At 39.3% G+C, this 22628-nt stretch carries 18 protein-coding genes; 8 read left to right on the top strand and 10 right to left on the bottom strand.

Translation table 11 applies throughout. The features are described 5' to 3' along the window. Positions 1-88: 88 nt before the first annotated feature. Both NYF15_RS02400 and NYF15_RS02395 read right to left on the bottom strand, forming a co-directional pair. Entirely contained in the window at positions 89-3295 is a 3207-nt protein-coding gene (locus NYF15_RS02400) for a TonB-dependent receptor domain-containing protein (RefSeq protein ID WP_371352668.1), read from the bottom strand. Positions 3296-3327: 32 nt separating this feature from the next. Further along, positions 3328-4191 (bottom strand): S1/P1 nuclease, encoded by an 864-nt coding sequence (locus NYF15_RS02395; protein WP_371352667.1) that lies wholly within the window; start codon positions 4189-4191, stop codon positions 3328-3330. Between the two features lie 217 nt (positions 4192-4408). On the opposite strand from NYF15_RS02395, the gene NYF15_RS02390 reads away from it, so the two are divergent. Beyond that, positions 4409-5311: a hypothetical protein gene (locus tag NYF15_RS02390; RefSeq protein WP_371352666.1), complete on the top strand. Its 903-nt coding sequence runs from the start codon at positions 4409-4411 to the stop codon at positions 5309-5311. A 139-nt stretch (positions 5312-5450) separates the two neighbouring features. Then, positions 5451-6245, top strand: a complete 795-nt coding sequence (locus NYF15_RS02385; RefSeq protein ID WP_371352665.1) for a hypothetical protein — start codon at positions 5451-5453, stop codon at positions 6243-6245. 22 nt (positions 6246-6267) lie between these two features. Here the strand turns inward: NYF15_RS02385 and ushA are convergent, their stop codons facing one another. Next, a complete protein-coding gene (gene ushA, locus NYF15_RS02380) occupies positions 6268-7875 on the bottom strand; it encodes a bifunctional UDP-sugar hydrolase/5'-nucleotidase UshA (RefSeq protein WP_371352664.1) in 1608 nt (535 codons plus the stop codon). Between the two features lie 75 nt (positions 7876-7950). Beyond that, a complete protein-coding gene (locus NYF15_RS02375) occupies positions 7951-8148 on the bottom strand; it encodes a hypothetical protein (RefSeq protein ID WP_130152082.1) in 198 nt (65 codons plus the stop codon). Positions 8149-8389: 241 nt separating this feature from the next. On the opposite strand from NYF15_RS02375, the gene NYF15_RS02370 reads away from it, so the two are divergent. After that, positions 8390-9133 (top strand): peptidylprolyl isomerase, encoded by a 744-nt coding sequence (locus NYF15_RS02370; protein WP_371352663.1) that lies wholly within the window; start codon positions 8390-8392, stop codon positions 9131-9133. A 43-nt stretch (positions 9134-9176) separates the two neighbouring features. Here the strand turns inward: NYF15_RS02370 and NYF15_RS02365 are convergent, their stop codons facing one another. Then, the gene (locus NYF15_RS02365) at positions 9177-9590 is read right to left on the bottom strand and encodes an MAPEG family protein (protein WP_130152080.1); all 414 of its coding nucleotides are present in this window, start codon (positions 9588-9590) and stop codon (positions 9177-9179) included. Between the two features lie 167 nt (positions 9591-9757). Here NYF15_RS02365 and NYF15_RS02360 point away from each other — a divergent pair, with 167 nt between their 5' ends. Then, a complete protein-coding gene (locus tag NYF15_RS02360; RefSeq protein WP_371352662.1) occupies positions 9758-12634 on the top strand; it encodes an insulinase family protein in 2877 nt (958 codons plus the stop codon). Between the two features lie 51 nt (positions 12635-12685). Here the strand turns inward: NYF15_RS02360 and NYF15_RS02355 are convergent, their stop codons facing one another. After that, a complete protein-coding gene (locus NYF15_RS02355; RefSeq protein ID WP_371352661.1) occupies positions 12686-14068 on the bottom strand; it encodes a Na+/H+ antiporter NhaC family protein in 1383 nt (460 codons plus the stop codon). A 286-nt stretch (positions 14069-14354) separates the two neighbouring features. Between NYF15_RS02355 and NYF15_RS02350 the strand changes: the two genes are divergently transcribed. Both NYF15_RS02350 and NYF15_RS02345 read left to right on the top strand, forming a co-directional pair. After that, positions 14355-14759, top strand: a complete 405-nt coding sequence (locus NYF15_RS02350) for an NUDIX hydrolase (RefSeq protein WP_371352660.1) — start codon at positions 14355-14357, stop codon at positions 14757-14759. A gap of 9 nt (positions 14760-14768) precedes the next feature. Then, positions 14769-15260: a GNAT family N-acetyltransferase gene (locus NYF15_RS02345; RefSeq protein ID WP_237118836.1), complete on the top strand. Its 492-nt coding sequence runs from the start codon at positions 14769-14771 to the stop codon at positions 15258-15260. On the opposite strand, the gene NYF15_RS02340 is transcribed toward NYF15_RS02345, so the two are convergent. Genes NYF15_RS02340 through NYF15_RS02330 form a run of 3 tightly spaced genes read right to left on the bottom strand, consistent with a single transcriptional unit; the run spans position 15243 to position 18744 of the window. Then, positions 15243-15854: a membrane integrity-associated transporter subunit PqiC gene (locus tag NYF15_RS02340; RefSeq protein WP_371352659.1), complete on the bottom strand. Its 612-nt coding sequence runs from the start codon at positions 15852-15854 to the stop codon at positions 15243-15245. The genes NYF15_RS02345 and NYF15_RS02340 overlap by 18 nt on opposite strands. Further along, on the bottom strand, positions 15854-17509 hold the full coding sequence (pqiB, locus tag NYF15_RS02335; RefSeq protein WP_130152074.1) for an intermembrane transport protein PqiB: 1656 nt from the start codon (positions 17507-17509) through the stop codon (positions 15854-15856). Before pqiB ends, NYF15_RS02340 begins: the two co-directional genes overlap by 1 nt. Beyond that, positions 17506-18744, bottom strand: coding sequence for a PqiA/YebS family transporter subunit (locus NYF15_RS02330; protein ID WP_130152073.1), 1239 nt, complete (start codon positions 18742-18744; stop codon positions 17506-17508). Before NYF15_RS02330 ends, pqiB begins: the two co-directional genes overlap by 4 nt. 193 nt (positions 18745-18937) lie before the next feature. On the opposite strand from NYF15_RS02330, the gene NYF15_RS02325 reads away from it, so the two are divergent. Next, the gene (locus tag NYF15_RS02325; RefSeq protein ID WP_371352658.1) at positions 18938-19660 is read left to right on the top strand and encodes a substrate-binding periplasmic protein; all 723 of its coding nucleotides are present in this window, start codon (positions 18938-18940) and stop codon (positions 19658-19660) included. On the opposite strand, the gene NYF15_RS02320 is transcribed toward NYF15_RS02325, so the two are convergent. Continuing rightward, positions 19649-20449: a thioesterase family protein gene (locus tag NYF15_RS02320; protein WP_371352657.1), complete on the bottom strand. Its 801-nt coding sequence runs from the start codon at positions 20447-20449 to the stop codon at positions 19649-19651. The genes NYF15_RS02325 and NYF15_RS02320 overlap by 12 nt on opposite strands. 239 nt (positions 20450-20688) lie before the next feature. Here NYF15_RS02320 and dnaK point away from each other — a divergent pair, with 239 nt between their 5' ends. Then, positions 20689-22608 (top strand): molecular chaperone DnaK, encoded by a 1920-nt coding sequence (gene dnaK, locus NYF15_RS02315; RefSeq protein WP_371352656.1) that lies wholly within the window; start codon positions 20689-20691, stop codon positions 22606-22608. Positions 22609-22628: the final 20 nt, after the last annotated feature.

Below are 22628 nucleotides of genomic sequence, written 5' to 3'. Positions count from 1 at the left end.
GTACCTTTCCTTTTTTAAAATCAATGTGTGTCATTTTTATTACAGATATAAAAAAGCCCGTAATTAAACGGGCTTTAAACAGTATAGATTAGAACTTGTAACTAATACCAATTTTAGCTTGCCATGCAGAAGCACTTTGGTCGATTAGTGTGTAATTTCTTACATCGGCACCATTGTATGCTTCATGAATTATATAGCGGCCTTGGTCATCTAAACCACCAAAATCATAAACTGATTGGTCTTGATAGCTAAGGCGTTTTTCAATACCCCAGTCGCTATTAAGTAAGTTAGCAAAGTTATCAATCATGAAATACACTTCACCGCTATGACCTTTAGCGAAACCTGGGATTTCTTGCTTAACGCTGATATCCATAGTTGTTACCCAAGGCATAGTACCTGTATTACGGTCTAAGATTTCACCACGCTCCGAAATACCCGCTCTATCAAGTAGTGCTTCAAGCTCATCCCAAGTAAGTTGTGATTGATCCCAGTTTACATTTGGATCATCCGCACCAGTTGGAATATAAGCTAAGTATGCAGAGCTTGAGTAGAAGTCACGCGAATCACCTAGCGCACCGTCTTGGAATGAAGCCATTGTGTGGCTGTAAGGGCGACCTGAACGACGCTCAAAATAAAGGTCAAACTTAGTGTTATAGCCTTTAAAGAATTCAGTATGGTAGCTGATATTCACTTTGAAGCTATGTTCTACTTCATAGGCACCACGCTGTGCTAAGTCTTGGTTACGGTTTTTAGTAACACTGTGCTGGTAGTTACTTTGCGCTTGTGAAGATGAACCTGAAGACGCTTCAGTGATATCTTGGTGTGCATAGCTTGCTGAGATGTATAAACCGTTATCCCATTCTTTTGCAAGTGCTGTTGAGAAGATAACTGAACGGCCATCATCAGATGAATTTGTTAGCATGATATCGAAGTTATCAGCTAAATCACCTGAGTAGATGCTTTCTTGGATTAAACGCTCGCCATCAGCCGCAACGCCCACAGGTACGATAGCCGTGTTGTGCCAAATTGCTTCGTTTTCTTTCTTGTGGTAAGCGATTTCAGCTTGCCATTTGAAACCATTACCAAGTAATTCAGAGTCAAAGTCATATTCGAAACCAATTTGGCTACGGATGCTTGAAGGTAATTTAAAATCAGGGTCAATGTAGTTTGTGCTACCCGCACCTTTTGTCAGTGAATCTTGAATTGCACCTGGTACAGATGTGATATCTGCAGGGTTATTTGCGTAGTAATCATTAATAACTGATTGTGGTGCATCAACAAGTGTAATACCGTCTTTTTGGTATGAGTTGTTATACCAAACGTTAGGGATACCACCTTGGAAACGACCTACACCACCGCTGATTGTTAGGTTTTCTGTTGCGTAATATTTAAACCCAACACGTGGTAGGATGATATCGACGCCATCAAGATTCTCTTGATTTGAAAAACCATAAGTCTCTAGGAAGTTTTCATTTAGAGTTGGCTTGTCGTCAGATGCTAAGCGCTCATAACGAATACCGGCATTTACTTCTAAATCGTCACCAATATAAAAAGTATCTTCTAGGTAGATTGCTAATTGGCTACGCGTTGCATCATATGCTGTGTCTGCAGCATTGTTTGTATAGGCATTTGCGTAAGAGAAGTCATAAGTACCATTAAAGTTACCCACCTCACGGTTTGCAAAACCTGCAACACTGTCAAACTCCCATGAACCTAATGAATTTGCAGCAAATAGGTTATACAGATTGAGTGATTCATACTGAATACCAAAGTTAAGCTCATGCTCATCCAGAAGGTAAGTACCATCAAATGTTAATGTTAGGTTTTCAGTTGAAGACTCATTCGCGTGGCGGTATTGGTCTGTACCAAACTCATACGCTGGACCACGGTAGTATTCTTCAACTTTTACGCTACCAATATTCGAGTTTGTTAAGCTGTTTGAACTGACATCTTTATACGCGATACCAATCTCTGATGAGAAAACATCGCTCCAATCTGAATAAAGTTTTGTCGAAAAATTGTTGAATTTAGTTGCATAAGTATAACGGCTTGAAGCAAGTAATACCGTGTCACCGCCAGTGCCGAAGTTGCGCTCTTCTTGATCGTCTTGCCACTGATATGTGAAATCTAGACGATGTGCATCGCTGATGTTCCAGCTTAGTTTTACAAGTAGTGATTCATTTGTATCTTCAGGATCGCCACCTAAAGAGTCTTGGAAACCATATACATTGTCTAATACAGATAAGAAGTTATTTAGTTGCTCTTCTGTTACATCGTATTCGTTCGTTGCACCAGAGCCCTCAAAACCATAATCTAAATCAAGTTCGCTCTTCCAGCTGTTGTAGTTAACAAAATAGAAAAGCGTGTCTTTGATTAATGGACCGCCCACGTTAAAACCAAAACGTTCTTCAGTTTGAATTGGTTCTACTTTGTTAATTTCAAATGTTTTATGGCCATCTTCGTCTAAAACAGGGCGACCATCAGCATAAACTTCAGAAATGCTATCTACATCACCTGCCATATCAGGTGTTGACGTTTCGTAGAAACCTGAGAACTTAAACTCATTTGTACCAGATTTTGTTACGGCATTAATTGTACCACCACCAAAGTTACCTTTTGATGCTGAGAAAGGTGATACATCAACAGAAATTTGCTCAATTGCATCAAGTGCAACTGGTGGTTGAGCAGTAGGGTAGCCGCCATAATTTAAACCGAAGTCATCGTTTTGGCCGATACCATCAACAGTCAGGCTGTTTGTACGAGGGTTGTTACCTGCAAATGTAAGCTCACCACTACCATTGATATTTGCAAGTGGGTTTAATCGCGCTACATCTTTAATGTCTTTGTTAAAGCTTGGCATATTGTTGATTGTGTCTTCACCGAAAACACTGCTTGAACCGCCAGACTGTTGAACAATTTTATAGCCAGAAACTTCAATTTTTTCCATTGCTAATGAGTTTAATTGTTCTTGTAAGCGGTAAGTATCACCAAGCTCTAAGTAGATATTCTCTACCATGCTGTCACTGTGTGTATCTGAGTCGATAAATACAGTGTATGGGCCACCAACACGTAGACCATTGGCGATGAAAGTACCGCTTTCATTTGTAGTTAACTCACTGACTGTGCCAGTTGGTTGGTGAATAACCTTTATTTTAACATTTGCAGCTGCTTCACCAGAAGGCGTTGTGATTTTACCTCTCATTGAAGATGAGGTATCTGCAGCCATAGCACTTGTTGAAACACCAAGAGCTAATATAACTGCTCCGGTTAATTTCGAAAGGCGTAACTTATTCATTATGTTATTTCCCGTGTTAGAGGTTTGTTGGTTTATAGTTCACTGTTAGCTGGCATCTTAAGTGCCTTTACTAACGGTTTTGCTGATTTATCAAATAATGAGTTTAATAAACCGGCTAATCTAATCCCGCCTTGTTGTAGACGAGTTTTTACAATTGGTAAATTTTTATAGATATAACTGTAACTTACATTTGTTTCATTTTCTTTATAGAGTGAATTAGCAATGTTGTTTGATTCAATCAACCAATCACTTGGCGAACTTGCAAGGTAATCTGAGATTAATGTTTGGTTTGATGTATCAACGAACTTGGCAAACTCTGTGTAAGATAAGTTTTCGTTTTCTATTAATTTAGTGTCCCAAAGGCTGTGTAAGTTAGTATCTTGCCCAAAGAATGTGACAGAAATGCGATTGCCACCGCGGTCTTCGCTGTGACCAGCATGGAAAGGTTGATGGCTATCACCAACAAGGTGTACTAAAAAGCGTAATGCGAATTGCTTTTCAGCTAATGATGCTTTTTCGTTTTTTAATACTGAAATTGAATATTCGATACCTTCTAGGATATCTGCGACTGTTTCTTTGTTGTGATGAGAGTGTGCATCATAGCTTGGTTTTGCATCATCTTTAGAAAAGTTTATATAGTGCCAGCGCGATGACTTTTTTTGCCAGAATTCTTCTGGTGCAGAGCGCATTTCATCAGCCCATGTGGCTATTTGAGGGAGCGATTCACCATCTAGTAAGGGAACTAAAGCGTCTCGTGTGGTGTCGGTAATATGCATTGCTGCTAATTCACCAACAATTCGATGGCCATTTTGACCCCAAGCATGTGCAGGGGCGGCAGATAAAACAGAAATTACTGGTGTAGTTAACAGCAACATCTTCATTGTTTTTAGTAACATTGGTTGAGCGTCCAAAGTGAATGTTTGCTTAATCAAATTTTCTGGTGCCAATTCTCCTGAATTTTGAGATAAATAGAAAGGACTCAATAAGATTCATAATTTCTTGTTCATAAAGCAACAAAATCATTACCTTACAGTGTTTAAGTAAAATTACTTGTTGTAATAAGTAAGAATAATTGTTCAAATAGAGGCTAGCACGAGCAAGTGGTTAGTAAAATTGAGTTTAAGAACTATATTAATAAAAAAATCATCGATTGTTACATTTTTGTTTCTGTCTATTATTTTGTTTTTCTGCATTGGTTTTATACAGGGAAGAGCAGTTGCACCTGACTTAAAATCGTTTATTGAAACCTCGTTTACCTGCAGTACAAAGTCAGACAGCAACTTAAATGATTTGGTCGTTTATGTATCTGGAAAAACACTCGCTGAAGATGTAGCAACATCCTTGTGTGATGATTTAACTATTAGTAAACAGTATGGAAAAGTTACGTCTTACTGGGGCTATAAAACATCGGATTCTATCGAGTTTTTAGGCAAAGGGATTGCAGACTTAATCCTCGCCAAAGAGAATTTAATTGACGCATTCATGGCACAATCCACTTATAACTATCAAGCTGTTGTCGGTTTTCCTGATTACACCGCTTACCTTATTTCAAGTAAAGAAAAGCCACGAATTGAAAAGTCGTACTTTTTAGACAAACGTATTGGATTACTGGATTATCCAACAAGCCGTTCAGGCCACATATTACCGAAACAACTTTTTAAAACATTAGATATAAATTTAGAAAACTTAAATATTACTTATGCGAGTTCTCATACAGAGTTAAGGGAATTACTCGCCAGTGGTAAAGTTGACTTAATTTCATCCTATTGGCAAGACAGTGATCAAGCTAGTTTTTCAGTTAATTATATAACACCGATAAGAGATAACATTAGTGGCAGCCGCTGGTATTTAAAAATGCAAGATGAAAACACTGACCTTTTATGTGCTGTTCAGGCACGCCTCACGGATTTAGCTCGCAATCAAAGTTCTCACTACTTTAATCATGTTGAATCATTTTGGGATTGTAAAAGCGATGCAAATAAGCACTCAGTAGAGGTCATCAATGCTTCTAAATAAAGATAAGCTTTTTAATACAATCGTGTTTTTGTTTACAACTGCGCTACTAGTTGCAAGCTTCTATAGTGCAAAATTTTACAAAATACAGATGAATAATGAATTGTCTGTTGCAAAGGTGCAAAGCAGGATTGCGTTGGACTTGAACTACTTAAACTTACCCGATGATTTTTTGAAGCATTCAGGCAGTAAAGAAATGGTTTCAAATTACATTACTCAGCTAAATGCTCGAATTAATCAATCAGGGATTGCAGTTTATTCTATAGCGGGAATTTCAAGTTCAACAGTGCAAGGGGCGCATTTATCAACTCAATTACAAACCCCGAACAGAAGTGTGTCGATTACTTTTACTTTTAACAATAGCCTATTAGTAAAGTCTGATATTGCCGTTTTAATTTTTGTGATTCTAATAGCGTCATTATTTACATATTTAGTTAGCCAGAGCAGGCAGTCATCTTTTAGTGTAATTGAAGCGACAGCTGATGATGAACCAATACTTGCTGAGGCAGCTAAACTTGTTGTCGATTTAAACACGAAAACATTTTCATCAAGCGCACTTGAAGAAAAGTCAGTTGCGCTAGCGAATAAGCCATTGTGCTTTTATTTAGCATTGGTTGAGTTTTGTATCCAATATCCTGATGTTGTGCTTAATCAAAATAAAGATGTGCCAGATGAGTTGTTAAACCTTGCTAATAAATATTTTTATCGTTTAGTAGAGCTTGGTCATACAATCAGAAAACGCCCGAACTTTACCAATAGTCTTGAGAAAACCTTAAGTGAAATTAGGGCTGCATTGGATGAGGTTTGGCAAGATGAGCCTGAACTTAAAGAAATATATTACCCCCCGAAAGCATACGGTGAAGGCTCTCGATCCCGATTGCATCACTATGGTTTAAAAGCAATTTCCTGTGATGATATCGAAGTAATAGGGAAGTAGCATACTACTTCCCATGCTGTACTTATTCAGGTGCGTAATCAGCCGCTGTTAAAGGACTATTTTCTTCGAAGAAGCGCTTCAATGCTTGGGCATCCGTGTCATCTGTACTTACGAATCCCTGCCTATTCGTCAATGTTGGGTAACCATCGCCCCCTGATGCGTTGTAGCTATTGATACTCATACGATAAGTTTTGTCCATATCGAGTGCCTTACCATTAATTTTCACATCGTTGAGCTGCCCATCTTGCCTACTAAAACTAAGTTTATGGTACTGTAAATAAGCGCCTGAGTCGGGTGGGAATGAGGTCACAACTGACAGATAATCGAACAGTTCTTTTCCTGTTATATCAATGTAAGTAATGCGGTTTTTGAAAGGGTGAACTTTCAAAATATCTTTATAGCTAACATCACCTGCTTGAATGCTATCCCGAATACCACCGCCACTGATCAAGCCAAAATCAGCTCCAACAGATTGCATTTGAGCGGCGATAATTACACGAGCAAGATTAACTTGTTCGTAGCGTGCTTTGCTGCGGTCGCCTTCAAGTTTAGCATCGACTGAGCCAATCTTGCCCGCTATCTGAGCAGCCCCTTTTTTCTGATAAACCGCAAGTACGTCTTGGACTGCCTTGTCTGGTTCAATATAGTCACCAGCAAGCTGCTTATTGCCCTGTTTATTTGTGGTATACAAGTTCACAGGGATCAATTCATAATTTAGTAGAGTTAATTGCCCATTTTCTAATTTAAATTCCGCTTTACCAACATACTTACCCCACTCATGAGCTTGCATAATCCAAGTACCATTTTGTTGGTCTGGTTTACAGTCTTTACCTGGCGCAAAGCTTTTATCGGCAACGTTCGCACTTGACATACAAACGGGTTCTTGCGAATGACCACCAACAATAATATCAAGTGTACCCTTTGGCAGGTTACGTGCCATCGTTACATCTCCAGGCGCATTGATACCGAAGTTAGCGTCTACATAATGGCCCATGTGAGTTACAGCAATCGTAATATCTGGCTGATATTGGGCTTTAAGTGAAGGCGCTAAATTTGCTGTTACTTGGGTTGGATCTTTAAAATCAAGGCCACCAATGTACTGCGGGTTTCCTATTTTTGCTGTGTCAGTCGTTGTTAAACCAATTACCGCAATTTTAAGTCCATTTTTGTCAAATATTTTGTAGCCTTGATGGCGCGCTTTGCCTGTTTCTTTATCAATAATATTGGCAGATAAAAACGGAAAGTTTGACCACTTTTGTTGCTGATCAAGTACAGAGAGCGGATTATCGAACTCATGATTACCAATTGCCATTGCATCATAGCCGATGAGTGACATACCTTTGAAATCAGGTTCTGCATGTTGAAGATCAGACTCTGGAATACCTGTGTTGATGTCACCACCCGAAAGCAATAAAACAGCATGGCCTTGAGCTTTTGCTTCAGCTCTTAGCTGGTCTATCAGTGTTTTACGGGCTGCCATACCATACTCACCTTGTTCGTTATGCCAAAAACGACCGTGATTATCATTAGTATGTAGAAGAGTAAAGTACTGAGAATTGGTATCTTTTTCTTGGAAGGTGCTGCAAGCGGTTAGTGAAAACAGCAGCGACGATAAAATAATAAAACGCATAATTGTTTGCCATATTAAAGCAGTAGGTTAATTATGCGCTTAGTTTAAACGACTTAGGTTTAAATTAAATGACTTTTAATAATTTTTATTGTCATTTTCAAAATTTAACTCACCTGTCGCGGCTAATTGACGCCGTTGAAGCTCTTGCTCAGCATAGTGTGATTTTTGATGATTATTACCTACCATCCAGTTTAAAAAACTGGCCGGTAATTTACTGTAAGGCTCACCTTGGTGTAAGCCAAAATCGCAAATAGCGCTTTCTTTATTCGCCATGGTTAATTCCTATGTGTTCATTGTTGTCGTGTGAATACTAACAAACTCAGCTAATTTGATAAGATGATTTGGCTTTAATTTATCAAGTTTTTATAACATTAATGAATATACAGTGTGAACAAGTGTAATTAATATGTAATCAACTTGATTTGTTTTGTGTAACAACTTTTCCCTCTATTCAATAGCAGTTAGTTTTTATTTAACCTCTTCATCTCAAAATAAAAACTATCAGGAAGAGACAATGAAAAAAAATTTGTTAGCGTCTGCATTACTCGTAATTGGTTTTCAAGCGAATGCAACCATCGTAGAAATGCAAACGAATCAAGGCACGGTTACAGTCAATCTCTATGATCAACATACCCCAGTGACCGTTGCAAACTTTTTAGAATATGTGTCAGATGGCTCATATAATGGAAGTCTTATTCATCGTTCTGTGGACGATTTTGTAGTGCAAGGCGGTGGTTTCACATTCGATACAGATTTTACAGCAATAGAAAAGAAAGCAGCCATTGTGAATGAACCAGTCCTATCTAATGTTAAAGGAACCATTGCTATGGCTAAACAAAGTGGTAATGCAAATAGTGCCACAAGCCAATGGTTTTTCAACTTAAAAGATAATAGCGCTAATTTAGACGTTCAAAACGGTGGCTTTACAGTATTTGGTGAGATCACACAAGAAAGCTTTGAGGTGCTGACTAAAATCACTGATCTTGTACATTGTGGCGAAATCCCCGTAGTTGGTTTAAACGAAGATCAATGCCCAGAAACAACCGCTGGCTTTAATGGTGAAAATTTAGTGACTATTAACAGTGTTGTGGTTATTGATGAAAATCCTGATTCATCAGCAGGTTTGTCACCAGTAGAAAATACATTAATAGACGATGATGACAAGGGTGGAGATTCTGGTTCAAGCAGTGGCTCAATGGCTTGGTTGATGTTGATTTTGGCTGCCAGCGTTTTCTACCGTAGAAAATTTATACAGTAGAAGGTTCATACCTTGAAAAATAATGTAAGGCGCAATTTGCGCCTTAGAAAATTCTTATTAAAATCATTAACCACATGATAAGCATGATGAAACTACTGATTACAAAGCTATAATAACGTAGCTTTAGTGTGTTTGTTGTTAAGTGAATTACACTGTGTAATAACCTTAGTCCAACATAAACCCATGCAAGAATTACAAATACAAACCCAGCTGCGTTAACCTGTAAAGCCGTTAAACAGGCAATGAAAAACAAAATCGGCATTTCAAACTGGTTTATAAAGTTTCGATCTGCGACTCTAACCTCAGAACCAGCCTTATCTAGTTCCATTGTTAAAAAGTCTTGCATTTTTATGACTTTATTTCTTGCCGCTGTGAAACGGCGCCTTCCCATAATCACCATGATAGAGAATGTAAGTAATACCTGAGTGAACATTGCCGCAATTAGCCACTTTTCCATAGCTCATCCTTTGTTATAGTTATTCGGTTGATATTCGAGCCGTAAGTACTTATTTTTCACAATGTGTTACAAAGTTTTAGAGTCTATACCCTAATAAGCATTGAATTGCGGCCTATATGAGCACATGATAAATAAAAACACAGTCAATTTCTAATGGATACGAAATAATGAAAAAAATAATGGGCTTGAGTGCTATTGCATTTGCCGTCTTAGCAGGGTGTAGTTCAGCACCAAATCAAATTACTAACCCAAACCTAATTCCTGAATCGCTTATTGTTAGTCCTAATGACACTCGCGAATATAAAACCCTCAAGTTAGCCAATGAAATTGATGTGATTTTAATCTCGGACCCAAGTGCCGAAAAATCAGCTGCTGCATTGAGTGTTGGGGTTGGTTTGTTGCACGACCCTATGAGTCAACAGGGGATGGCTCACTATTTAGAGCATATGTTATTCCTTGGCACAGAAAGATACCCTGATACCAAGGGCTATAGTGATTTTATGACTAAAAATGGTGGTGCACATAACGCCTATACTTGGTTAGATATTACCAATTACATGTTTAAAGTTAACAACGACGCATACGACGAAGCGCTTGATCGTTTTGCTGATTTCTTTAAATCGCCCAAGCTTTATCCTGAGTACACTGATAAAGAAAAAAATGCCGTAAATGCAGAATGGTCTATGCGTCGCGAAATGGACTTTTTTGGTCAGTTTAAGCTTGCTCGACAAATGATGGGGGAGCATCCAGCAAACCGATTCTTAATTGGTAACTTGGAAACATTAGGCGATAAAGAGGGCAGTAACCTTCATAAAGAAACTGTGGCTTTTTATAACAAGTATTACTCGTCTAACATCATGAAAGTAGCGATGATTTCAAATCGTCCGCTAGCTGAAATGGAAGCAAAAGCGAAGCAGTATTTTGCAGACATTGAAAATAAGCAGATAGAAAAGCCAACTGTGACTGATAAGCTCGACTTTAGTAAAGCAGGTGGTAAACGTGTTTATTACTCTCCGAATGAAGATGTTAAGCAATTAGAGTTGGAGTTTACAATCAAAGACAACAGCGCTGAGTTCGCTGTTAAACCTAATCGCTTTGTGTCTTATTTACTTAGTAATGAAATGCAAGGCAGCCCTGCACAAATCCTTAGAGATAAAGGCTGGGTTTCGCATTTATCTGCAAGCGATGCGCCGACTCAATATGGCAACTATGGCAGCCTTAAAGTTAATATTGAGTTGACCGATTCTGGCATGCAAAACCGTGAAGAAATAGTTGCGACTATCATGCAGTACATTGCATTAATCAAAGAGCAGGGTGTTGATAGTAAATACTTCAATGAAATTCGAACGTCTTTAAATAATGAATTTCAATTTTTAGAAAAAGGTGACGAGTTTGGTTATGTCAGTAATTTAACCGATAGTATGCAGAAATTCCCTGTAAATAATGCAATCAATGCGCCTTATTATTATGCAAAATTTGATGCTGACGCTGTGCAAAATGTGCTGTCGCAATTAAATGAAGATACTCTTCGCATTTGGTACATATCAAAACAAGAAGAGACTGATTCACAGCTGCATTTTTATGATGGCAAATACCGTATTGAAGATATCAGTGAAGAGGAAATTGCCAGTTGGAAAAAGCCGAGTCAGTATGAATTAGCTCTACCGACTGTAAACCGCTTGCTACCTGAAAGTTTTTCAATCAAAACCGCTGAATTTAAGCAACAGGTTCATCCAGAGCTGGTGTTTGATGAACAAGGAGTGAAGGTATGGCGTCAAGCAAGTCAACAATTTGCAGAGCAGCCAAAAGGGCTTGTTGAGGTTTATATTAATACACCTGACGCACTGGTTGATGCAAAGGCGAAAGTTCTTTACTCGGTTTGGGCGGATATCTATAACTTACAGCAAAGTAAATTAAGCACAGAAGCAGCCGTTGCAGGTATGAGTTTAGGGTTACAGCCTAGTAATGGTCTGGTTTTATCATTAAGCGGTTTTACTGATAAACAAGACGTTTTATTGGCACAAGCACTTGAAAACTTACAGCTAGAAGTATCAAAAGAAGGCTTTGAACAAGCAATTGACCGCTATAAGCGCGATTTATTGAACCAACAGCAACAGTTTCCTTTCTATCAAGCGTTTGGGGAATACTCGAAATTAACACGCAGTGGTAAATTTGACACCGAGGCACTCATTACAGCAGCCAATGCTTTAACGCTCGCTGATTTTACTGCAATTAAGCAGTCGACCTTGGCAGCTAATGATCTACGTGTATTTACCTTCGGCAATTATAATCAAGACGATGTAAATTCGATTGCCAATAAATTGATAGCTATCTTGCCTAAGACGCACAAAGTATCGAAGTTTGCTCGCAGCAAAGCGTGGTTACCTAAGCTAGGTGAGCGCATTGTGTTACAAAAAGATATTATTGTCGCTGACGTTGCAGTTATCGATATGGTTGTTCATCCGACCCCAGGATATAAGCAGCAAGCACAAGCTCAAGTATTACAAAACCACTTCAGAACAGTTGCTTTTGATAAACTACGTACTGAAGAACAACTTGCTTATGCGGTTGGTGCACTTGCTCGCCCAATCGAAGATTACTCAGCACTTGGGCTTTATATCCAAACGCCAGTTAAAGGTCCAAAAGAGATGCAAGCTCGCTTTGATGAATTTAAAAAGCAATATGCAGTTGAGCTTGATAATATGACAGAAGACACCTTTATGCAGCTTAAGAACGCCACCCTTGTTTCTTTAAAAGAGCAGCCTAAAAATCTTGGCGATGAAATGGCCCCTTTAATTTCTGATTGGTATCGCGAAAACTTTAACTTTGATTCTAAAGAGAAACTGATTGCTGAGGTTGAAAAAGTAACCTTAGCTGATCTTAAAGATTACTATAAGAAAACGATGTTAAATGCTCAAGCACCGCGTTTGAACATTCAACTGCGTGGCAGTAAATTTGCGGATAAGCCATTCGCTGATCTGGAAAATCAGATTAAAGTGGATAACTTAGAAACCTATTACAAAGGAATTCAATTCCAAAAATAGGATTTATATTTCAATAAATCAAAGCCCAAGCATATGCTTGGGCTTTTGTTCTTATGCAATAAGTAAAAAACCAATAAATGCAGCTGTTGCTGCCAATATGGTATAGGGTAGTTGAGTAATAGCATGGCTCACTAAATCGCAACCGGACCCTTGTGCAGCCAGTACCGTTGAATCAGAATAAAAGCACGCTTGGCTGCCAAAAGAAGAAGCCGACAGCAATGCGCCAATCACTAAAGGAATATTCGCATCAATTGCATAGGCAAGAGGCATAACTATAGGGATAGTGACCGCGAAAATACCCCAGCTTGAACCCGTTGCAAAGGCAAGGACTGCCATAGCTAAAAATACCACGGCAGGCAGGTATTGTGCCGTCATGTAGGGGCTTAGTGTATTAATAACATATTGTGGTAGCATTAATTGGTCACACACATCCTTGAAAATAAATGCAGCGACTACAGTGCCAATTGCCGGAATCATACTTTTAAATCCATCGAGCATGCGTTCTACTAGCTCTGACAACGTCATTAGCTTTTGTAGCATATAAAAGGGTAATACAATGGCAAAAGTTGCGAGCAGCCCTTTAAATACATCAATCTCAAAGTAGACAGTGAATGCCACCAGCAAAATAATGGGCACTAAAAAGTTGTAAAGTTTGCCATTACTTGCGGCAGTCTCAAAGTTCTCTTCGGCCGCTTTTACTGCATATTCATCAGCTGTCTGGATATCGGTGTATTGACTGTTTGATATCTCGATTTGATGATTCATGGCACGTAGCTGCGCTTTTTTCATCGGGCCAAAGGCTGGGATGATGTTGACGCTCACAAGTAATACAACGAGTACAGCAAACCACGCGTAGAGCATGTATGGAATTGCTTGAATATACACTGCAATGCCTTGGCCTTCAGGTGCTACATTGTTATCAACTAATAAACCACCAAAAAATACTGCCCACGTTGATAGCGGGACTAGTACACAGATAGGCGCGGCAGTTGAGTCGACCACATAGGCAAGCATTTCACGGCTGATTTTAAATTTATCGGTAATACGTTTCATTGTTTCACCAACCGTTAACGCATTAAGGTAATCGTCTATAAAAATAATGACGCCTAACACAAATGTCATAACGAGTGATGAACGTTGTCCTTTAGCAAATTTTAATGCTAACTCAGCAAATGCACTTGCGCCGCCTGTGCGCACTAATAAAGCGATGAGAGCACCGAAACAACCACACACTAATATAAGCCAAGCAATGGTTTCGTCTTGCATTACTTTTAATGAGATATCAGCAAAATTAGACAATACAGCAGTAGGGCCTAGCATGGCTAAACCAAACAAAGCACCAATAAGTAAAGATAATATAGGGCGGCGTAAAAATACGGCCAAAACCACCACTAATACAGGAGGTAGTAAACTTAACGCAGAAGGTTCTTGCATTATATTTTTCACACAGTTAAGCAATGCGAGATTGCTTACAGAAATCAAAAGTCTTTCGACTCAAGTAACTGCTTTACGCGAACACACTTTTATGGACCCATAAGGGAAAGTGCCTGCGTTGGCTGGCGCCAGACAGTATAGAGGGTATACTGCTTTTGTTTTGCCCAAAACATCGCACGAAAAATAATCCTGAATCTTAATTTAGTCAATAAGAATTTTTATCTTATCCAAATTAATTTAATTGCAGTATTTATGTTAGGCTATCGATTAGTTTAACGGGGGTTTTATGGCTTTTTCAGATACATACAGATTAAGTAGTCATGCGGTAATCACTAATTCACAAGGTCAGGTGTTATTGCTGAAAGCTAATTACGGACAAAAAAGCTGGGGGCTACCTGGTGGCGCTTTAGATAAGGGCGAAACCATTCATCAAGCACTCATACGTGAATGCCATGAAGAACTAGATTGTGATGTACAGATTGCCTACTTAAGTGGTGTTTATTACCACACAGCGTTTAATTCGCATGCATTTATATTTAGAGCTTTTTTGCCTGAACATGCAAAAATAACCCTAAGCGACGAGCACACTGACTATGGGTATTTTAACCTTGATGATCTTTCTGACGTTCAAAAGGAACGTGTCCTTGATTGTCTCAATTTTACCTCAAATGTCGTTAGTAAAGTATTTTAGGAACGTGTTATGAGCGATATTTTTTTACGTGCTGGGTACCCAAGTGATGATAGCTTTATTCTAAAATTATTAAATCAGACATCGTTTTTAAAGCATATCGGCGATAAAGGTATCAAAACGCATGCTCAAGCTCAGCATTACATACAACAAACTTTTATCAATAGCCACCAGCAAAATGGCTTGGGCTGTTATATCGTTTGCCTCGCTGACGAAACACCCGTTGGAATGATTGGGCTTTTTCAAAGAGATGCATTGGCAATTCCTGATTTAGGTTTTGCCCTTTTAGCTGAGTATGAGGGGCGGGGAATTACAACAAAAGCGGCATCTTTATTGTTTGCAAAAGAGTACGTGAGAAATATTGACTTGTTAGCTGCTATGACATCATTACAAAATGTAGCATCGCAAAAAGTGCTAATGAAATTAGGGTTTGAAGATATTGGTGACCTTATTATCAACGATGATCACCAACCTCTGAAAGTTCTTTTAAAGAGTAAGTTTTGATAACTCTGCACCGACTTCTTGATTAATTTCAAGCCATGTTGATTCTAACGTTATAACAAGACCTTCATAACCATCTTCGTCAAGAGGCGTAATTTCGTTAAAGTAGTTTATTGCTTTTAGCTGTCTACCCGACTCAGGTGTTGTGTAATATAAGCGCCATAACCCAGCTATATTCGCATTACCATTTTGATCACCATTAAAGTGGTGTAGCTCGTACTCTAATTCATAATAAGTTTGCTGGTCTATATCTGTAATGACAGGTAAGCCTTTAATTACCATCCAGTTTTCTAGCTTTGTATAGAGAGTTTGATGCGCACTTGCCGTAAGCATTAAATCCGGTGACTCATTCCAAAGGTGATAATTAGCTGCATTTATGCGGTTATTATCGAGTACCATCGCAATACCACGGTTATTTAATGAACCTCGTAGCTGTACCGTATTAACTCTTAGTTGAGCTTGGGTTTCGTCACTTAAACGTTTCATCGCAGTTATAGGCTGCGAGAATTGGTAATACTGCATTGTTGAAAATGACGTTTGACTACATGCAGATAGTACGAATAGCGAGCTTACAAAAGCAGTTAGTTTATAGTTCATTATTGTTTCCTTGGTGTCGGATCAGCAGGAAGGTCTTTATCGAAAATCAACATATTTGGTTGCTGATTTAGGCCACGCGTTAGGGGCTGTAGCTCTTCACTTAAGCGTTTAAACTCAGAAAGAGTAGTCTGCAATTGTTGGTGAAACGCTGACCCTTGTTGATAGCTTGCCATGGTTTTTTCGAACTGTTTCATGGTCTTATCAAACTGCTGCATACTTTTGGTCATTTCTGCAAAGTTTCTATTAATATCACCCGGTAAGTCTTGCGTATCTTGCTTATTGAGCAAATCACGCATGTCATGTGCAAGTGCTTGATATTCTGAGAATGTGGTTTGCATTTGCGCTAAGCTGTCTTCTATTTTTAAATTATTTACTTTATTTAAAACATCTGAAACTTGATCGGCAATAACCGTAATACCGCTGGATATACTTGGGAATACAGTATATTCAGCAACTTTTGATAAACTGGCCGGCTCGGCGTTATTGTAAATATCTAAGTCGACATAAACTGCACCTGTTAAAAGGTTACCTGGTTTTAAAGAGGCTCTAAGGCCACTTTTTACCCAGCCATCTAAACTTGAATGCCAAAACTCACGTGCTGCTGTACTGTCGTGATATAAGCGACCATATTCAACCTTGATAAGCGCAGGAACAGCGGTGTTATCTGTTCTAAAGTGTGCAGGTTTCCCATTGATAATAACGCTTGCTGGTGCTTCAACCACGGTTCCAATTCTCATTCCTCTGTACTCAACGGGGGCACCCGCTCTTAAGCCTCTAATCGATTGCTCAAATTCAATCAAATAATAGTCAAAGTCATAAAAACGTTCTTCAAGGGCTGCTTTATAACTGTTACTTAATGAGAAGCTATGGCCATTAGTTGCAATTTCGCCCGGTGTTTGTTGCTCTGGTATACCTACAGATATTCCGCCTTTTAGAAGTTTGCTTAATGAACCCGTATTGACATTAATACCATCCGCAGAGAGGTCAATTTCAATACCAGAGTTAACCCAAAAAATAGAATTCAATGTGATTAAGTTTTGATAGGGCTCATTAATAAAAATACCATACTTCATTGCCTGGTTTTTCCAATCGAAAGTCGCGGTTTCTATTTGGCCTATTTTGTAGTCTTTAAAGTATATTCCTGTACTAACGTCTAGCACTTCAGCGTTATAACTCAATAAGGTAAAACGCCCTCCTTTAACGTCATTTGCAATCAAAGCAGGTTCATCTTGAAGCTTAAACTTATCCGCCAGCTTTTTGCTTTCACCAGGCGAAAACTCTAAATATACGCCCGATAATAGCGTGCTCATGCCACTGATACCTGTGTCATCAATTCGTGGCTTTACCACCCATATTTTTGCATCATCGGTGAGTAAGTCTTCATAATGTTTATCTATCTGGGCACGTGCAATGACGCTATTTTGTTTGTCAGATAGTCTGACATGGTCAACTTGACCTATTTTTACACTTCGAACTTTAATTTCTGTTTTGCCAGCGACAATCCCTTCAGCGTGAGGCATTCTTATAAAAATTGTGGTGCCTTGATTTGCCTGATATTGATATAGCATCCAGGCACCTATCAGTAATGCCACTAATGGAATAATCCAAATAGCGGAAATATTTGGCGCTGTTTTTATTTTAGCTGTTTCGCTCATGCCAAGTTCTCTTGTTTAGCGGTTTTTAAATTAGCAGGGCTATCCCATAATAATCTAGGATCAAATGCATGGGCTGCAAGCATTTGGCAAATAACCATAGTTGTAAAAAAGACGGTACCTATTCCAGGTGTCACAGACATCAAATTCCCCAGTTGCACCAAGGCTACTAAAATTGCTACCACAAAGACATCAATCATTGACCATTTACCTATAAATTCAGTTAATTGATAAACTCGTGTGTAACTTTTGGTTTGCCTATTAGCAGGACGTGTAACCATAAAGCATAGAAAGCTCAGTACCAGTGCTTTTGCCAAAGGCACCACAACGCTTGCTAGAAAGATAATCATAGCAATGGGGTATGAGCCACTCGCCCATAAAATCATAACACCACCGATTAAAGTTGATGGCGTTTCGTCACCAAGGCTGGTTGTGTACATGATAGGGTAGACATTAGCAGGGATATAACACGCAACCGACGTAATTAACCAAGCAGCCGCTTTTTGAATGCTATTGGGATTGCGGCTAAAGGTTTTAGTTTCACAGCGTGAACACACCTCTGTATTACATAATTGACCACATACATGGCAGGCTTTAAGGCCTTGATCAATTGCTCTTGTATTGGGTAGCGTTTGCTCTATATAAATAGGTTCTCTTAGTTGTTGCCATAAACGTTGTTTGTTTAAGCGCGTTGTTGCGGCTACGTAGCAGACAACAAAGGCAACATAAGACCAGAAACTAACGCCAAATGTGATATCTGCCATGGACATGATCTTCACCATGCTGACCATAACACCTATCAAAAATATCTCTGACATTATCCAAGGTTCAAGTGCAAAGGTGACCTTTAACAAGCGTTTTCCCCATTCATAAGGTAAAGCTTTAAGTAAACCTAAGTGTAAGGGAATGATCAAAACTAAAAGTAACATAGGCAGCCCGATGATACTTGTATCAATAAAGAGGCCTAAAAAGTCATTGTCGTAGTTAAATAAAATGCGAGCCGCATCAGGAAGGGTAATCGTTTGGGTTATGCCGCTACTACTGAATGATAAAAATGGATAGAACATACTGCTAAGCAGCATGAAGATAGCACTTAAGCTAAGCGCTACAACACTACTGTCTTGATTGGCTTTTGAAACCGACAGTTTAGTATTGCAGTGAGGGCATACAGCCATTTGTTTTGCACTAAGGTGCGGTATCTCGATGACAAGATCACAACTAGGACATGCTGTTTGCAAACTTTGGTACTCTTAAACAAGAACTTAGTTAATTTTGCACCAATTAACCGCTAAATACAAATGCAAGCACTCAAGTTCTGGACTAGTATTGAGCATAGTGTCAGTGAAAATATTTCGGCCCAAAACTTTAAGGTGGAATGTGAGTCGTACATTAATACTTTTGTTATTTATGTTTTCTTTTAAAGGCGAGTGCGTGTCTGAGCAGAGCCACGAAATGCAGCTTGTTGTGGCTGCAAGCTCTTTTTTACCTCCTTATATAGTCAAGCAATCAAACAGCGGTATTCAAATTGAAATTTTAAAAGCAGCGTTACAAGCACAAGGTATTGCTGACCCTACTATACACTACATGTCTAATAAACGAGCCGAGCAGCAGTTATTGCAGGGTAAAGTTGATATCGTTCTGAACTTTCCTCCGACTGCTATAGCAGACATTTATAAAAGTGAGCCACTTGTAATGTATCAGAATGTGGCAATAAGCTTGGCAACAAACGAGTTTGCTATTAATTCAGTGTTTGATCTTGCTGGTAAGAGTGTTTTAGCATTTCAAAATGCAATAAATTTTATAGAGCAACCATTTAAGTCTGTTTCAGAAAATTTGGCCTCCTACGACGAAGTCGTTAATCAAGAAGCACAAATTGACCATCTAATGAAAGGCTGGGTAGATGTTATAATAATAGAGCGTCGAGTATTTCTTTTTTATTTAGAAAAATATAAACAATCTAGCAAAGTACTTCCTTTTGTTGTTCACCCAATATTTAAAGAAGCGCCAAGACCTGCGTACTTTTCTAACAAAGCACTTAAAGATAGCTTTAACCTTGGTTTAGGTAAGATTATTGAATCAGGCGAATATCAAGCAATTATCCGCCTAGATGGCACTGAGTATGCGCAGCTATCAACAGAGGAATTACGCGAATAGCGCAACAGTTTGACGACTAAGTGCGATTAATTTGCCGTCTTCACTCCAAATACAGCCATCTTCAAGGCCATAACCATCTTTACTGTGGTGAGTGATTGCTTCATAGCCTATCCATCCATCCGATGCAATGTTAGGTTCCTCAACAAACTCAAGATACCACGACATGCTACTTGCTGGCGCAGGTTGCTTATACATTTGCAAAAGCGTTGGTGGCCATGAATCTGTTAGGGCAATAATATGTGCTTCACTCATTTGCTTCGGGGTATGTTTAAATTTCATCCAGCCACCTAAATGAGAGGTATCAGCACCTGAAAAGGGCATTTGACCATCTTGCAAGCACAGTGCTACATGTTGAAAAAATGCCGGCATTACTCCTTCCTTATAAGGTAGCGTAAAACGCTCATCAACAGGTTTAAGTTGCATTACTTTAGTGACATCAACACGTACAGTTGATTGGCGCTGTGCCCCAAAGCAGGCTTGAGTAATAACACAGACAGCGCCGTTTTGAACCACTTTAGCAAGCACTTGAGCGCTGTTTTTACCTTCGCGTAATACTTCAACATCAATGGAAAAATCAGTATCAGCAATTAAGGGCCCCACAAAGTTGGTACTTAAAGATAGTAAACGACGAGAGCTATCAATATGTTGACGAATTGCTTGATACAACAAAGCGGCTGATAACCCGCCAAAGGCTGTACGGCCCTGACACCAGTTTTCTGGAAACTGCATCACTTTCGTTTTGTCGCAGCCTAGTTCACTCGCTTTGGCGAGTAATTGTTCAAAATGCATAACTTTCCTTAACATTTATTATTATATTGTTGGTTATAGCATAGCAAAAGTGATCAGACCAGTTCACTTACCCTGCAATGAAGCTAAGAAAACCCCTCTTTTTGAAGAAAAAATGCCCATTTGGAAAATATTTCAAAAAAAAGTAAATTTTTTTCATTTTAATAGTTGAATTCAGTTTGTTGCACCCCTATTTACTAGTCATCGAACGTTTTAACGAATTTTGAAGTTGGAGAAGATTCATGGGTAGAATTATTGGAATCGATTTAGGTACTACTAACTCTTGTGTAGCAGTACTAGACGGTGATAAAGCACGCGTTATCGAAAACGCGGAAGGCGATCGCACAACACCATCGATCATTGCATACACGCAAGACGGTGAAACATTAGTTGGTCAACCTGCAAAACGCCAAGCAGTAACTAACCCAACTAACACATTATTTGCAATCAAGCGTCTAATTGGTCGTCGTTTTGAAGACGAAGAAGTACAACGCGATATCGGTATCATGCCTTTTAAAATTGTAAAAGCTGATAACGGTGATGCATGGGTTGAAGCACGTGGCGAGAAACGTGCTGCACCACAAATTTCAGCAGAAGTGCTGAAAAAAATGAAGAAAACAGCAGAAGACTTCTTAGGTGAAGCGGTTACTGAAGCAGTAATCACTGTACCTGCATACTTTAACGATTCACAACGTCAAGCAACTAAAGATGCTGGCCGTATCGCGGGTCTTGAAGTTAAACGTATCATCAATGAGCCAACAGCCGCTGCTCTTGCATACGGCATGGACAAAAATAAAGGTGAAAACGTTGTTGCGGTATACGACTTAGGTGGTGGTACTTTCGATATCTCTATCATCGAAATTGACGAAGTTGAAGGCGAGCACACATTTGAAGTGCTAGCAACTAACGGTGACACTCACTTAGGTGGTGAAGACTTCGATAACCGTGTTATCAACTACTTAGTCGAAGAGTTTAAGAAAGATCAAGGTATCGACCTTAAAACTGACCCACTTGCGATGCAACGTGTTAAAGAAGCAGCTGAAAAAGCGAAGATTGAACTTTCTTCTGCACAGCAAACAGAAGTTAACTTACCGTACGTGACTGCTGACGCAACAGGTCCTAAGCACATGAACGTTAAAGTTACTCGTGCAAAACTTGAGTCACTTGTTGAAGACTTAGTAACTAAGTCAATCGAGCCACTTAAGCGTGCACTCGCTGATGCTGATTTATCAGTAAACGACGTAAACGACATCATCCTTGTTGGTGGTCAAACACGTATGCCTTTAGTACAAAAAACAGTTGCTGAGTTCTTTGGAAAAGACCCACGTAAAGATGTTAACCCTGATGAAGCTGTTGCAGTAGGTGCAGCGATTCAAGGCGGTGTACTAGCTGGTGATGTTAAAGATGTACTACTACTTGACGTATCTCCGTTATCGCTAGGTATCGAGACTATGGGTCAAGTAATGACAGCGCTAATTGAGAAAAACACCACGATTCCTACTAAGAAATCGCAAGTTTTCTCAACAGCTGAAGACAACCAATCAGCGGTAACGATTCACGTACTACAAGGTGAGCGTAAGCGTGCAAGCGATAATAAATCTCTAGGTCAATTCAACCTAGAAGGTATTCGCCCTGCACAACGTGGTACGCCACAAATCGAAGTAACATTCGACGTAGATGCGGACGGTATCTTACATGTATCTGCAAAAGACAAAGATACAGGTAAAGAGCAGAAGATCACAATCCAAGCTTCTTCAGGTCTAAGCGATGATGAAGTAGAGAAAATGGTTCGTGATGCTGAAGCACATGCTGAAGAAGATAAAAAATTCGAAGAGCTAGTAGCGACTCGCAACCAAGCTGATGCAATGGTTCACGGTACACGCAAGCAAATCGAAGAAGCTGGTGATGCATTACCAGGGGAAGATAAAGAAGCAATCGAAGCTGCGCTTACAGAGCTAGAAACGGCGATTAAAGGTGATAATAAAGAAGAGATTGAAGCTAAAACTCAAGCTCTTGCTGAAAAATCACAAAAGCTAATGGAAATTGCACAAGCTAAAGCGCAACAGCAAGGTGGTGCAGATGCTGGTGAGCAACAATCATCTGCTAAGCAAGATGATGACGTTGTTGATGCAGAATTCGAAGAAGTGAAAGACGACAAGTAATTGCTCGTAACGCTTCTGCC

It is taken from the genome of Pseudoalteromonas sp. 68 DY56-GL68 (genome assembly GCF_041414825.1).
Classification (GTDB): domain Bacteria; phylum Pseudomonadota; class Gammaproteobacteria; order Enterobacterales; family Alteromonadaceae; genus Pseudoalteromonas.
Note: the sequence above shows the minus strand (reverse complement) of the source record. Positions and strands in the feature narration are given on the sequence as shown.